This is a genomic window from Streptomyces olindensis (assembly GCF_040645895.1).
Lineage (GTDB): Bacteria > Actinomycetota > Actinomycetes > Streptomycetales > Streptomycetaceae > Streptomyces > Streptomyces olindensis.
The window spans coordinates 182793-196495 of sequence record NZ_JBEYZD010000003.1 but is presented as its reverse complement, the minus strand read 5'-3'; the positions used below and the strand labels follow the sequence as shown (position 1 = coordinate 196495).

Below are 13703 nucleotides of genomic sequence, written 5' to 3'. Positions count from 1 at the left end.
CCGTGCGTCGGCAGGTCAGGGGTGTCTGCGACTCGGCGGAGCCGACACCACGTACCAAGACCGACCGGAACGGGACGAAGTTGAGCGGGGCCCGCGTGACCTGGCTCTCCCGCGCGTTCCCGCCCGCGCTACTGCCCGGCGGGAGCCTCGGGGCTCTCGACGGCCTCGGCGGCCTCGGGGGCCTCCGGCTCCGCCCGGGACTCCGACTCCTTCGGCTTCTCTGGCAGCTCCGCCGCCAGCGCGGCCGCCGCCTGCACCAAGGGCAGCGCCAGCAGGCCCCCGGCGCCCTCCCCGACGGTCACCCCGTGGGTGAGCAGCGGTTCCAGGGCCATCCGGTCCAGTGCCTTGGCCTGCCCGGGCTCCCCGCTGTCGTGCGCGGCCAGCCACCAGTCCGGCGCCCGGAACGCGATCCGCTGCGCGACCAGCGCGCACGCGGCCGTGACGACCCCGTCGAGCACCACCGGCATCTTCCGCACCGCGCTCTGCAGCAGGAAGCCCGTCATCGCCGTGAGGTCGGCTCCGCCCACCGTCGCCAGCAGCTGCAACTGGTCCCCGAGCACCGGCCGGGCCCGGCGCAGCGCGTCACGGATCGCCGCGCACTTGCGCATCCACGCCAGGTCGTCGATCGCCAGCCCGCCCCGGCCGGTGACGACCGACGCGTCGACCCCGCACAGCGCCGCGACCAGCACGCCCGCCGCCGTGGTCCCGCCGACGCTGACATCGCCCAGCACCACCAGGTCCGTACCCGAGTCGGCCTCCTCGTCGGCCACCGCGACCCCGGCCCGGAACGCCGCCTCGGCCTCCTCCGGCGTCAGCGCGTCCTCGACGTCGATCCGGCCGCTGCCCCGCCGCACCCGGTGCCGCACGACGTCCTCGGGCAGGGACTCGGGGTCGCAGTCCAGAGCCATGTCGACGATCCGCACCGGCACGCCCAGCCGCCGCCCGAGCACCGACACCGGCCGGCCGCCCTCCAGCACCTCGCGCACCAACTCCGCGGCGCTGCCCGCGGGCCGGGCCGACACGCCGAGCTCGGCGACGCCGTGGTCCCCGGCGAAGAGCACCACCCGCGGCCGCTCGATCGGCCGCACCGGCACGGCGGACTGCGCCGCCGCCAGCCACTCACCCAGGTCGTCGAGGCGGCCCAGGGCCCCGGGCGGCACGATCTGTCGCTCCCGGCGCGCCTCGGCGTCACGGCGGATCCCGCCGTCCGGACGCTCGATCAGATCGGTGAAGTCGTCGAGATTAAGCGAGCTCATTCGCCGAACAGTACCGGCCCCGGTCGAACAGCACGGCGGCACATCACGACTCCGCCGGGACGGCGTCGTTGCACCCAAGATCGGCATCCCATACGTTCCGTTTTGCAGCGGATTGTCGTACGCGGTACCGGATCGCCGTACGTCCGTGCCGCACGCCCTCGCCCGGGAGCCGCCCATGCCCGCACATCCCGCCCCCTCCGCACTCCCCACCCCCCAAGCGACCGCCCGCGTCCACGAATCGCGCCGCGAGGACTGCCCCTGGTGCGGCTCCGCCCGGCTGCGGAACCGGCTGCGCACCGGTGACCTGCGGCAGTACAAGCCGGGCAGCTTCACCGTCGACGAGTGCCGGGACTGCGGCCACACCTTCCAGAACCCCCGCCTCACCGTGGAGGGCCTCGCCCTCTACCACCGGACCGTGCGCGGAGCGCCCAGGGACCAGGTGGCCGACGCCCTGCTCGCGGCGCGCGGCAGCCGGCGCCGGCACCGCTCGGCCGCCCGTGCGATGCGGCGGTTCGGCGAGCCGGAGAGCTGGCTGGACGTGGGCACGGGTCACGCCCGCTTCCCGGCGACGGCCCGGGAGTTCTTCCCCTACACCGCGTTCGACGGCCTGGACCCGACCCCCCGCGTGGTCCGGGCCCGCTCGGCCGACCGCGTCGAGGAGGCCCACGTCGGCCGCCTGACCGACCCGCGCATCACGACGGCGCTGCGCGCCCGCTACGACGTGGTCAGCATGCTGCACCACCTGGAGGGCACGGCGGACCCCCGGGCGGAACTCCGGGCGGCCCTCTCCGTGCTGCGCCCCGGCGGCCACCTCCTGGTGGAGACCCTGAACCCCCGCAGCGCCTTCGCCGCCCTGCTGGGCCGCTGGTGGCTCGCCTACGACCAGCCCCGCCACCTCCACCTGCTCCCACCGCGGAACCTCGGAGCCGAACTGGAGGCGCTCGGCTGCGCCATCGTCGTGCTGGACCACCGCCCGGTGCACCTCCCGCACGACCTCTCGGGCGCCCTGGCCCTGGCCCTCTCCCACACCCTCCCGGCCCCCGACACCCCCTGGCGGGCCATCCCCCCGCCCCTGGCCCAGCAGCATCTGCGCGAGGCCCTGCTGCGAGCCGGCGTCCCGCTCGTGGCCGTGGCGGCGGTGGCGGACCACGTCCTGGCCCCCCTCGCCCGCCGCACCCGCCTCGCGAACACGTACCGGCTGATCGCGCGGAAGCCCGCTTAGCCGCGGCAGGCGCCGCTGCGGGCCATCGTGCCGCCTCACCCCCGCAGCACCACCGCCTGCCCCGCCACCACCAGCAGCACGTGCTCGCACTCGTCCGCGAACCCCGCGTTCAGCCGCCCGAGTTCATCCCGGTACCGCCGGCCCGACGCGGTCGACGGCACGATCCCCGAGCCCACCTCGTTCGACACGGCGACGACGGTCCGCCGGGTCGCGCGCACGGCCTCCGTCAGCTCCCGCACCCGCTCCCGCAGCACCTTCTCCCCGCGCTCCGCCCACACCGCGTCGTCCCACGCCCCGGCCGCGTCCATCGCGTCCGTCAGCCACAGCGACAGGCAGTCGATGAGCACGGGCGGCCCCTCCGACTCCAGCAACGGCACCAGATCGCACGTCTCGACCGTCTGCCACGACCCCGGCCGCCGGTCCCGGTGCGCGGCCACCCGCGCCGACCACTCGGTGTCCCCGTTGCGCGACCCGCCCGTCGCCACGTACAGCACGTCCGGGAAGGCCTCCAGCCTCCGCTCGGCCTCCACCGACTTGCCCGACCGCGCCCCGCCCAGCACCAGCGTCCGCCGCGGCACGTCCGGCACGTCCTCGTACGCGCCCACCGCCAGCGTCACCCCGTCGGGCACGGCCCGCGCCCCGGCCGCCGCGAGCCGCCGCCCGAGCTCCGGGCCCGGCGGCACGTCGTGGTCCAGATGGACGGCGACCACATCCGTCGTCGGCCCCACCGCCCCCACCGCCCGCAGCTTCGCCAGCGCGTCCGGTCGCCCCACGACGTCCGCGAGCACCATGTCGTACGACTCGGCCGGCTCCTCCAGACCCGCCGGCGCCCCGCCCGGCGGCAGGTACAGCAGCCGCTGCCCCTCCGGCCCGGTCACCGCGTACCCCGTGCCCGGCGCGTCCAGGGCCACCGCCCGGACCCGGTGCCCCGTGAGCAGCGTCAACTCCCGCCGGTCCGGCACCCGCCCGGGCTGCGGCAGCCCGGCGGGCACCTCCACCGCGGGCCCGTCGTGCGGATGCGACAGCAGCACCTGCCGCACACCGGTCAGGGAGCGGCCCGCCCGGGCCGCCGCGAACGCCGCCCCGGGCGTCAGGTCGAGCAGCAGCGCCCCGTCCACGAGCAGCGCGGTGGCCGCCCGCGCATCCGGCCCGAGGGCGGCCGCACAGACCGCGCAGGGACAGTCGGGGCGGGGGAGCCCCGCGGGTGCACCGGTGCCGAGCAGAGTCAGTTCCACGCCCCGATTCTCACCCGCGACCATCCAACACGCGTGTCGGCAACGCCCCATCAGGGGCGCGGGGAACTGCGCGACCAGCCCCCACGGCCCGCACACGCCCAATAACCCGCACACCCGACCACATATCCCGCCCCACCCAGCGGAGCGCATAGGCTCTGGTCAGGAGCCGGACCAAGATCCGGCTTTTCGCTGTGCAGTGTGCTCACACACATGGGAGGCGTACATGGCGGCATGGACGTGGCGGTTCGAGAAGACCGACGGGACGGAGGTCGAGCCCGCGGTGCCGCCGGAGGAGTTCCCCACCCAGGGGGACGCCGAGTCCTGGATCGGGGAGCACTGGAAGGCACTGAAGGAGGGCGGCGCCGACCAGGTGCGGCTGTTCGAGGACGCCACGGAGATCTACGGGCCGATGAGCCTGCACGCGGCCGAGGCGTGAGCCCCCGGGGGCGGGGGCCGACGGCCCTCGCCCACCCGCGGCGCCCCCGGCGTCAGCCCCGTACGCCGCACAGGTGCAGCAGCGCCGCCACCCCGCGGTAGGGATCCGTCCGCCCGGCCTTCTCCTCGACCGCGAGGAGCGTCTCGACGTCGGCCGGGACCTCGGCGCCGTCCGCCGCCGTGTCCGTGAACACGCGCACCCCGTACCAGGCGTGCAGCGGCGCCCCGATGCCCGCGAGCGTCGCCGTGAGGTCCTTCAGCCGGTCGGCCCGTACGTCGAGCCCCAGCCGGATGGGGGTCCCCCCGTTCGAGTCCGTTCGAGAATGGGGGAGGTAGGCGGTCGTGTCGAACGCGGCCAGCGCCCCCGCCCAGTCGCCGGACAGCCCCGGCCGTATCGCGAGCGCGTCCCCGTTGCGCACGAGCAGGGACAGCAGCCCGCCGGGCGCGAGCATCCGCGCCAGGCCCGCCAGCAGCGGGTCGGGCTCCTCGACATACATCAGCACGCCGTGGCAGAGCACCACGTCGAAGCTGCCCGGCAGGAAGTGCACACCGGTGTCCCGCCCGTCGCCCTCGATGATCCGCATCCGCTCCCGGATGCCCTCCGGTTCCCCGGCGAGGGACTCGCGGGCCACGGCGATCATCTTGGGGTCCTGCTCCAGGCCGGTCACCTGGTGCCCGGCCCGGGCCAGCCGCAGCGCCTGCGTGCCCTGGCCCATCCCCACGTCGAGCACCCGCAGCCGCCGTCCGACCGGAAAACGCCCGACTATCTGCTCGTCCAGCTGGCGGGCCACCAGCTCCTGACGGACGACATCGCGCAGCCCGCCCAGCCGGTCCAGCCAGGCATCCGCCGCACCCCCGGAGAACGGCGTCGTGGTCAGGGCCGCTCTCCGCGCTTGACCTGCGGCTTCGGCAGCCGGAGCCGGCGCATCTGGAGGGAGCGCATCAGGGCGTAGGCGACGGCGCCGCGCCTGTTCTCACCCGCGAAGCGCTCGTTCAGCTGCTTCTTCAGACGGAAGGCCGTGACGAACGAGTCGAGCACGATCAGCACGATCACCACGAGCCACAGCAGCAGCGCGATGTTCTGCAGCGCGGCCACCCGCACCATGCTCAGCACGAGGATGACGACGGCCATCGGCAGGAAGAACTCCGCGATGTTGAACCGCGAGTCGATGAAGTCGCGCGCGAACCGGCGGACCGGTCCCTTGTCACGGGCGGGCAGGTACCGCTCGTCGCCGCTCGCCAGCGCCTGGCGCTGGCGCTCCAGCGCGGCACGGCGCTCCTCCCGCTGCCGCTTGGCGGCCTCCTTGCGCGTCATCGACGTGTTGGCCACGCTGCGGCGCTGCGACTGGGCCGCGCTGCGCTTGGGCGTGGGGCGGCCCTTGGGGGCCTCGGGGTGACGGGGCTGACTGGAGTCGGTCACCGGCGCCTTGTCGGCTGCCTGGGCCTTCTCATCCTTCGCACGGCTACGGAACACAAAACCCAAGGGTAAGGGCTTCCCGGGCATGGACCCCAGTCCGGTGGGGAACGATCCGGCAACGCCAGTCGTCTGTAAGGGGACAGAGGGGACGTTGTGTACGCGCCCGGCCGTTCCCCGGGATGTACGCCTCCGGTAACCCCGGGGACCACCTACTCCCTACGCCGGAGCGGGAGCGCACGCAGTCGTCCTTGGGGATGAGCGCATCCGTCCCCGAACAGTGCGGTAATGGATGCAGGGCCCGTACTGTGGGTTCTGTCGCTGGAGCTGGAACCGGAGTCGGTCAGAAGGGGGCGCGCGAAGCCCATGAGCGGTGTCATGAAGCGTATGGGGATGATCTTCCGCGCGAAGGCGAACAAGGCCCTTGACCGGGCCGAGGACCCGCGCGAGACCCTCGATTACTCGTACCAGAAGCAGCTGGAGCTGCTCCAGAAGGTCCGCCGCGGCGTAGCCGACGTGGCGACCTCCCGCAAGCGCCTGGAGCTCCAGCTGAACCAGCTGCAGTCGCAGTCCGGCAAGCTGGAGGACCAGGGCCGCAAGGCGCTCGCGCTGGGCCGGGAGGACCTGGCCCGCGAAGCGCTTTCCCGCCGCGCCGCCCTCCAGCAGCAGGTGACCGACCTGGAGACCCAGCACGCGACGCTCCAGGGCGAGGAGGAGAAGCTCACCCTCGCGGCCCAGCGGCTCCAGGCCAAGGTCGACGCCTTCCGCACGAAGAAGGAGACGATCAAGGCTACGTACACGGCGGCCCAGGCACAGACCCGGATCGGCGAGGCCTTCTCCGGCATCTCCGAGGAGATGGGCGACGTAGGCCTGGCGATCCAGCGCGCCGAGGACAAGACGGCCCAGCTCCAGGCCCGCGCCGGCGCGATCGACGAACTGCTCGCCTCCGGTGCCCTGGACGACCCCTCCGGCATGCACAAGGACGACATCCAGGCCGAGCTGGACCGGCTCTCCGGTGGTACGGATGTAGAGCTGGAGCTGCAGCGCATGAAGGCCGAGCTGGCCGGCGGCCCGAGCGGTGGGCAGCAGGCCCTCGAGGGTGGCACGAGCCAGCAGCAGTCCCAGCAGCAGCCGCAGGACACCCCGCGCTTCGACAAGCAGTAGGGGCCCACGCCTAGGAGGGCGACATGATCGTACGGATCATGGGGGAGGGGCAGGTGGTGCTGGCCGACGGCCACCTCGCCGAGCTGAACAAGCTGGACGACGAGCTCCTGGCGGAAATGGAGAACGGCGACGGCCCCGGCTTCCGCCGCACCCTCCAGGCCCTGCTCGCCAAGGTCCGCGACCTGGGCGAACCCCTCCCGGACGACTCCCTGGAGCCCTCCGAGCTGATCCTGCCGTCCCCCGACGCGACGCTGGAGGAAGTCAGGGAACTCCTGAGCGACGACGGCCTGATCCCGGGCTGACGAGGGGGTTCGTGCCGGTGGGGGGCTGGGGGCCGAGCCCCCGGCCCGGCTACCGTGGCTGCTCGTGAGCACCCTCCAGCGGGCCAAGTGTCAGGCCAAGGCGCACCCCCTGGCCGTGGACGCGGTCCTGGCCGCGGCCGTCCTGGTCTGCATGGTCGCCGCCTCCTTCGTGGAACCCCGCCACCCCGACAGCGTCACCTGGTCCCTGCGCACCCCCGACGCCCTCAGCCTCGTCCTCATGGCCCTCGGCGCCTTCGCCCTGGCCTTCCGCCGCCGCGCCCCCATGGCGGTCCTCGCCCTCACCGGCACCCTCTCCGTCGTCGAGTCCATCACCGGCGATCCCCGCGCCCCGGTCGCCATGTCCGCGGTCATCGCCCTGTACACCGTCGCCTCCACCACCGACCGCCCCACCACCTGGCGCGTCGGCCTGCTCACCATGACCGTGCTGACCGGGGCGGCCATGTCCGCCGGGCCACTGCCCTGGTACGCCCAGGAGAACCTCGCGATCTTCGCCTGGACCGGCATCGGCGCCACCGCCGGCGACGCCGTCCGCAGCCGCCGCGCCTTCGTCCAGGCCATCCGCGAGCGCGCCGAGCGCGCCGAACGCACCCGCGAGGAGGAGGCCCGCCGCCGGGTCGCCGAGGAACGCCTGCGCATCGCCCGCGACCTGCACGACGTCGTCGCCCACCACATCGCCCTGGTCAACGTCCAGGCCGGCGTCGCCGCCCACGTCATGGACAAGCGCCCCGACCAGGCCAAGGAGGCCCTCGCCCACGTCCGCGAGGCCAGCCGCTCCGCGCTCAACGAACTGCGCGCCACGGTCGGCCTGCTCCGGCAGTCCGGCGACCCGGAGGCCCCCACCGAACCCGCCCCCGGCCTGGACCGCCTCGACGAACTCACCGGCACCTTCCGCAGCGCCGGACTGCACATCGAGGTCGCCCGCGCGGACCAGGGCACCGCCCTTCCGGCGGCCGTCGACCTGGCCGCCTACCGGATCATCCAGGAGGCCCTGACGAACGTGCAGAAGCACGCGGGCCCCCAGGCCAAGGCCGAGGTCAGCGTCGTACGCGTCGGACCGAACATCGAGATCACCGTGCTCGACGACGGCAGCGGCGAGGACGCCGACCCGGACAGCGGCGGCGGCCACGGGCTGCTCGGCATGCGCGAGCGAGTCAGCGCCCTGCGCGGCGCCCTCACCACCGGTCCCCGCTACGGAGGCGGCTTCCGCGTCCATGCGATCCTGCCGGTCAAGAACCGCACACCGACCGGGGAGGACCCCGCATGACGATCCGTGTCCTGCTCGCCGACGACCAGGCACTGCTCCGCAGCGCCTTTCGCGTGCTCGTCGACTCCGAGCCCGACATGGAGGTGGTCGGCGAGGCGTCCGACGGCGCGGAGGCGGTCCGGCTGACGAAGGAGCAGCGCGCCGACGTCGTCCTCATGGACATCCGCATGCCCGGCACCGACGGCCTGGCCGCGACCCGCATGATCAGCGCCGACCCGGAACTCGCCGACGTGCGCGTGGTCATCCTGACGACGTTCGAGGTCGACGACTACGTCGTGCAGTCGCTGCGCGCCGGTGCCTCCGGCTTCCTCGGCAAGGGCTCCGAGCCCGAGGAGCTGCTGAACGCCATCCGGACCGCGGCCGGCGGGCAGGCCCTGCTGTCCCCGGCGGCCACCACGGGCCTGATCGCCCGGTTCCTCGCCCAGGAGGACCCGGCCGACGGCGACCGCGATCCGGCCCGGGGTGAGCGGCTCGACTCGCTCACCGGACGGGAGCGGGAAGTGCTGGTCCAGGTCGCCGGCGGCCACTCCAACGACGAGATCGCCGAGCGGCTGGAGGTCAGCCCGCTGACGGTGAAGACGCACGTCAACCGGGCCATGGCCAAGCTGGGCGCCCGGGACCGGGCCCAGCTCGTGGTGATTGCGTACGAATCCGGCCTGGTCCGTCCAAGGGTGGAGTGAGTTCCAGCCGGGCGTACTGCGGCGGGAGTATGCGCCGCATAAGGAAATGGACCTGGGGCCTACGAATCGGCCCCCTTCCATGGCTCAGGGTGTAGGGGCGGGCGCTCATCTGTGCGCCCGCTGCCGCTTCTGCCGTTAAACAGAAGAGAGACCCTGACCCATGTCCTGGCTGTCGAGATTCAGCCTCGCGCAACGGGCCCTGATAGGGCTGATGTCGATCATCGCGCTCGTCTTCGGAGCGATCGCGATACCCCAGCTCAAGCAGCAACTGCTGCCCACCATCGAACTGCCCATGGTGTCCGTGCTGGCGCCGTACCAGGGCGCGTCCCCGGACGTGGTCGAGAAGCAGGTCGTCGAACCCATCGAGGACAGCCTCGAAGCCGTCGACGGCATCAGCGGCGTCACCTCCACCGCCAGCGAGGGCAACGCCGTGATCATGGCGTCCTTCGACTACGGCAACGGCACCGAGCAGCTGGTCGCCGACGTCCAGCAGGCCGTCAACCGGGCCCGCGCCCAGCTCCCGGACGACGTGGACCCGCAGATCGTCGCCGGTTCGACGGACGACATGCCGACCGTCGTCCTCGCCGTCACCTCCGACCGGGACGCGCAGGCCCTGGCCGACCAGCTCGACAGGACCGTCGTACCGGACCTGAAGAGCATCGACGGCGTCGGCCAGGTCACCGTCGACGGCGTGCGGGACCTCCAGGTCACCGTCACGCCCGACGACGCCAAGCTGGCGAAGGCCGGGCTGACCTCGCAGTCCCTCTCCGAGGCGCTCCAGGCCGGCGGCGCGACCGTCCCGGCCGGCTCCTTCGACGAGGGCGGCTCCAACCGCACCGTCCAGGTCGGCGGCGGCTTCACCTCGCTGGAGCAGATCCAGGACCTGATGGTCACGGGCGAGCCCGGCAAGGGCAAGCCGGTGCGCCTCGGTGACGTCGCCACGGTGAAGCAGCAGGAGGCCCCGGCCGACTCCATCACCCGCACCGACGGCAAGCCCAGCCTCGCCGTCGCCGTCACCATGGACCGGGACGGCAGCGCGGTCGCCATCTCCGACGCCGTCCAGGACAAGCTTCCCGACCTGCGCGAGGACCTCGGCTCCGGCGCGACCCTCACGGTCGTCAGCGACCAGGGCCCGGCCGTGTCCAAGTCCATCAAGGGCCTGACCACCGAGGGCGCGCTCGGTCTGCTCTTCGCCGTCCTGGTGATCCTGGTCTTCCTGGCCTCGATCCGCTCCACCCTCGTGACGGCGGTGTCCATCCCGCTGTCCGTGGTCCTCGCCCTGATCGTGCTGTGGACCCGCGACCTGTCGCTGAACGTCCTCACGCTGGGCGCCCTGACCATCGCCATCGGCCGGGTCGTCGACGACTCGATCGTGGTCCTGGAGAACATCAAGCGCCACCTCGGCTACGGCGAGGAGCGCCACTCGGCCATCCTCAACGCGGTGCGCGAGGTCGCGGGCGCGGTGACGTCCTCCACCCTCACCACCGTCGCCGTGTTCCTGCCGATCGGCCTGGTCGGCGGCATGGTCGGCGAGCTGTTCGGCTCGTTCAGCCTCACCGTCACGGCCGCCCTGCTGGCGTCCCTGCTCGTCTCCCTGACGGTCGTCCCGGTCCTGTCGTACTGGTTCCTGCGCCCGCCCAAGGGCACCCCCGAGGACGCGGACGAGGCGCGCCGGCTCGCGGAGGAGAAGGAGGCCAGGAGCCGCCTGCAGCGCATCTACGTCCCGGTCCTGCGCTTCGCCACCCGCCGCCGCCTCACCAGCGTGGCCCTCGCGATCGTCGTCCTCGTCGGCACGTTCGGCATGGCGCCGCTGCTGAAGACGAACTTCTTCGACCAGGGCGAGGTCGAGGTCCTCACCGTCAAGCAGGAGCTGAAGCCCGGCACCAGCCTCGCGGCCACCGACACCCAGGCCAAGAAGGTCGAACGGCTGCTCGCCGACACCAAGGGCGTGAAGGACTACCAGGTCACGGTCGGCTCGTCCGGCTTCATGGCCGCCTTCGGCGGTGGCACGGACACCAACCAGGCCTCCTACCAGGTGATGCTGGACGACTCGGCGTCGGCCGAGGACGTCCAGGACAGCATCGAGAAGGGCCTCGCCGGGCTGAAGGGCATCGGCACCACCACCGTCGCCGCCGGTGACGGCTTCGGCGCCCAGGACCTGAGCGTCGTGGTGAAGGCCGCCGACGCCGAGGTGCTGCGCACGGCGTCCGAGGAGGTCCGCAAGACGGTCGCCTCCCTCGACGACGTCACGGACGTCACCAGCGACCTGGCGACGAGCGTCCCGCGCATCTCGGTCAAGGCCAACGACAAGGCGGCCGCGGCCGGTTTCACCGACCAGACCCTCGGCGCCGTCGTCGCCCAGGCGGTCCGCGGCACCCCGGCGGCCAAGGCCGTCCTGGACGACACCGAGCGCGACGTCGTCATCCGCTCGGCGAAGCCCGCGCAGACCCTGAAGCAGCTTCAGGACCTGCGGCTGGGCGCGGTGAAGCTCGGCGACATCGCGACCGTGAAGCTGGTCGACGGCCCGGTCTCCATGACCCGCATCGACGGCCAGCGCGCCGCCACCATCACCGCGAAGCCGACCGGTGACAACACCGGCGCGGTGAGCACCAAGCTCCAGTCCGAGATCAACGCGCTGAAGCTCCCCGACGGTGCCACGGCGTCGATCGGCGGTGTCTCCGAGGACCAGGACGAGGCGTTCGCCAACCTGGGCCTGGCCATGCTGGCGGCCATCGCGATCGTCTTCATGCTGCTGGTCGGCACCTTCCGGTCCCTGGTCCAGCCGCTGATCCTGCTCGTCTCCATCCCGTTCGCCGCCACCGGCGCGATCGGCCTGCTGGTGGCCACCGGCACGCCGATGGGCGTCCCCGCGATGATCGGCATGCTGATGCTGATCGGCATCGTGGTGACGAACGCGATCGTGCTGATCGACCTGATCAACCAGTACCGCAAGCAGGGCTACGGCGTCGTCGAGGCCGTGGTCGAGGGCGGCCGGCACCGTCTGCGGCCCATCCTCATGACCGCCCTGGCGACGATCTTCGCCCTGCTCCCGATGGCCCTCGGCATCACCGGCGAGGGCGGCTTCATCGCCCAGCCGCTGGCCGTGGTCGTGATCGGCGGCCTGGTCACGTCGACCCTGCTGACGCTGCTGCTGGTCCCGACGCTGTACGCGATGCTCGAACTCCGCAAGGAGCGCCGGGCGAAGAAGCGCGCGGCGAAGAAGGGCCTCCCGCCCCAGCGGACGGACGCGGCGGAGCCGGAGCCCGCGGGCGTGTGACGCTGTCACCCCGGAAGACGACCGGGTCCCGCACAAGGTGCGGGACCCGGAGTCTCAGTCGCAATGACCTATAGCGCCTCGGCGCGCGATTTTGCCACCCCCGAGGGCACCGTCTTCAGCCTGGATCCCGCGCACCCCGAGCGGAAACCGCACTCGGGGTGACGACGGGCAGGGCGACGGCTACGGCAGGGCCAGCATCCGCTCCAGCGCCAGCTTCGCGAACGCCTCCGTCTCCTTGTCCACCTCGATGCGGTTGACGAGCTTGCCCTCGGCCAGCGACTCCAGGGCCCAGACCAGGTGGGGGAGGTCGATGCGGTTCATGGTCGAGCAGAAGCAGACCGTCTTGTCGAGGAAGACGATCTCCTTGCCCTCGGGCGCGAAACGGTTCGCCAGGCGGCGGACCAGGTTCAGCTCCGTGCCGATGGCCCACTTGGAGCCGGCCGGCGCGGCCTCCAGGGCCTTGATGATGTACTCCGTCGAACCGACGTAGTCCGCCGCGGCCACGACCTCGTGCTTGCACTCGGGGTGCACCAGGACGTTCACGCCGGGGATGCGCTCGCGCACGTCGTTCACCGAGTCCAGGCTGAAGCGGCCGTGCACCGAGCAGTGGCCGCGCCACAGGATCATCTTCGCCGCGCGCAGCTCGTCGGCGGTCAGGCCGCCGTTCGGCTTGTGCGGGTTGTAGACGACGCAGTCCTCCAGGGACATGCCCATGTCGCGGACCGCGGTGTTGCGCCCGAGGTGCTGGTCGGGCAGGAACAGCACCTTCTCGCCCTGCTCGAACGCCCAGTCCAGGGCGCGCTTGGCGTTGGAGGAGGTGCAGATCGTGCCGCCGTGCTTGCCCGTGAACGCCTTGATGTCGGCGGACGAGTTCATGTACGAGACGGGCACGACCTGCTCGGCTATGCCGGCCTCGGTCAGCACGTCCCAGCACTCGGCGACCTGTTCGGCCGTCGCCATGTCGGCCATCGAGCAGCCGGCGGCGAGGTCGGGCAGGACGACCTTCTGGTCGTCGGACGTCAGGATGTCCGCGGACTCCGCCATGAAGTGCACACCGCAGAAGACGATGTACTCGGCCTCGGGGCGCGCCGCCGCGTCCCGGGCCAGCTTGAACGAGTCACCGGTCACGTCGGCGAACTGGATGACCTCGTCGCGCTGGTAGTGGTGGCCGAGCACGAAGACCTTGTCCCCGAGCTTCTCCTTCGCCCGGCGCGCGCGCTCCACCAGGTCCGGGTCGGACGGCGAGGGCAGGTCGCCGGGACACTCCACGCCGCGCTCGCTCCTCGGGTCGGCCTCACGGCCGAGGAGCAGCAGGGCGAGGGGCGTCGGCTGTACGTCGAGCTCCTGGGTCTGGGCGGTGGTCACGACACGCACCCTTTCTGTTTCCGGCGACTTTTCGTCGAATTGACGCTATCTATCATAACTGCTTCACG

General features: G+C 72.5%; 12 protein-coding genes. 7 read left to right on the top strand and 5 right to left on the bottom strand.

The genetic code is table 11. The features are described 5' to 3' along the window. Window positions 1–128 precede the first annotated feature (128 nt). Window positions 129–1256, bottom strand: a complete 1128-nt coding sequence (cobT, locus tag ABZ948_RS03000) for a nicotinate-nucleotide--dimethylbenzimidazole phosphoribosyltransferase (protein WP_359756678.1) — start codon at window positions 1254–1256, stop codon at window positions 129–131. A 175-nt stretch (window positions 1257–1431) separates the two neighbouring features. On the opposite strand from cobT, the gene ABZ948_RS02995 reads away from it, so the two are divergent. Continuing rightward, window positions 1432–2478 (top strand): class I SAM-dependent methyltransferase, encoded by a 1047-nt coding sequence (locus tag ABZ948_RS02995; RefSeq protein ID WP_359756676.1) that lies wholly within the window; start codon window positions 1432–1434, stop codon window positions 2476–2478. Window positions 2479–2513: 35 nt separating this feature from the next. Here the strand turns inward: ABZ948_RS02995 and ABZ948_RS02990 are convergent, their stop codons facing one another. Beyond that, window positions 2514–3713: a bifunctional adenosylcobinamide kinase/adenosylcobinamide-phosphate guanylyltransferase gene (locus ABZ948_RS02990; protein ID WP_359756674.1), complete on the bottom strand. Its 1200-nt coding sequence runs from the start codon at window positions 3711–3713 to the stop codon at window positions 2514–2516. Between the two features lie 223 nt (window positions 3714–3936). Here ABZ948_RS02990 and ABZ948_RS02985 point away from each other — a divergent pair, with 223 nt between their 5' ends. Then, window positions 3937–4149 (top strand): hypothetical protein, encoded by a 213-nt coding sequence (locus tag ABZ948_RS02985; protein WP_031115848.1) that lies wholly within the window; start codon window positions 3937–3939, stop codon window positions 4147–4149. A gap of 52 nt (window positions 4150–4201) precedes the next feature. Here ABZ948_RS02985 and ABZ948_RS02980 read toward each other — a convergent pair whose 3' ends face one another. Continuing rightward, the gene (locus ABZ948_RS02980; RefSeq protein WP_359756672.1) at window positions 4202–4939 is read right to left on the bottom strand and encodes a class I SAM-dependent methyltransferase; all 738 of its coding nucleotides are present in this window, start codon (window positions 4937–4939) and stop codon (window positions 4202–4204) included. Between the two features lie 83 nt (window positions 4940–5022). Then, window positions 5023–5622 (bottom strand): DUF3043 domain-containing protein, encoded by a 600-nt coding sequence (locus tag ABZ948_RS02975; protein WP_359756670.1) that lies wholly within the window; start codon window positions 5620–5622, stop codon window positions 5023–5025. A gap of 318 nt (window positions 5623–5940) precedes the next feature. Between ABZ948_RS02975 and ABZ948_RS02970 the strand changes: the two genes are divergently transcribed. The 5 genes from ABZ948_RS02970 to ABZ948_RS02950 all read left to right on the top strand — a co-directional run bounded on the left by ABZ948_RS02970 (window position 5941) and on the right by ABZ948_RS02950 (window position 12270). Next, window positions 5941–6726, top strand: a complete 786-nt coding sequence (locus ABZ948_RS02970; protein ID WP_359756669.1) for a PspA/IM30 family protein — start codon at window positions 5941–5943, stop codon at window positions 6724–6726. 23 nt (window positions 6727–6749) lie between these two features. Further along, the gene (gene pspAA / locus ABZ948_RS02965) at window positions 6750–7028 is read left to right on the top strand and encodes a PspA-associated protein PspAA (RefSeq protein ID WP_359756668.1); all 279 of its coding nucleotides are present in this window, start codon (window positions 6750–6752) and stop codon (window positions 7026–7028) included. Between the two features lie 64 nt (window positions 7029–7092). Next, on the top strand, window positions 7093–8313 hold the full coding sequence (locus tag ABZ948_RS02960; protein WP_359756667.1) for a sensor histidine kinase: 1221 nt from the start codon (window positions 7093–7095) through the stop codon (window positions 8311–8313). Beyond that, on the top strand, window positions 8310–8993 hold the full coding sequence (locus ABZ948_RS02955; protein WP_359756665.1) for a response regulator: 684 nt from the start codon (window positions 8310–8312) through the stop codon (window positions 8991–8993). Before ABZ948_RS02960 ends, ABZ948_RS02955 begins: the two co-directional genes overlap by 4 nt. Window positions 8994–9153: 160 nt before the next feature. Next, on the top strand, window positions 9154–12270 hold the full coding sequence (locus ABZ948_RS02950; RefSeq protein WP_359756664.1) for an efflux RND transporter permease subunit: 3117 nt from the start codon (window positions 9154–9156) through the stop codon (window positions 12268–12270). A 180-nt stretch (window positions 12271–12450) separates the two neighbouring features. Here the strand turns inward: ABZ948_RS02950 and nadA are convergent, their stop codons facing one another. Continuing rightward, window positions 12451–13635, bottom strand: a complete 1185-nt coding sequence (gene nadA, locus ABZ948_RS02945) for a quinolinate synthase NadA (protein WP_359756662.1) — start codon at window positions 13633–13635, stop codon at window positions 12451–12453. Between the last annotated feature and the right edge of the window lie 68 nt (window positions 13636–13703).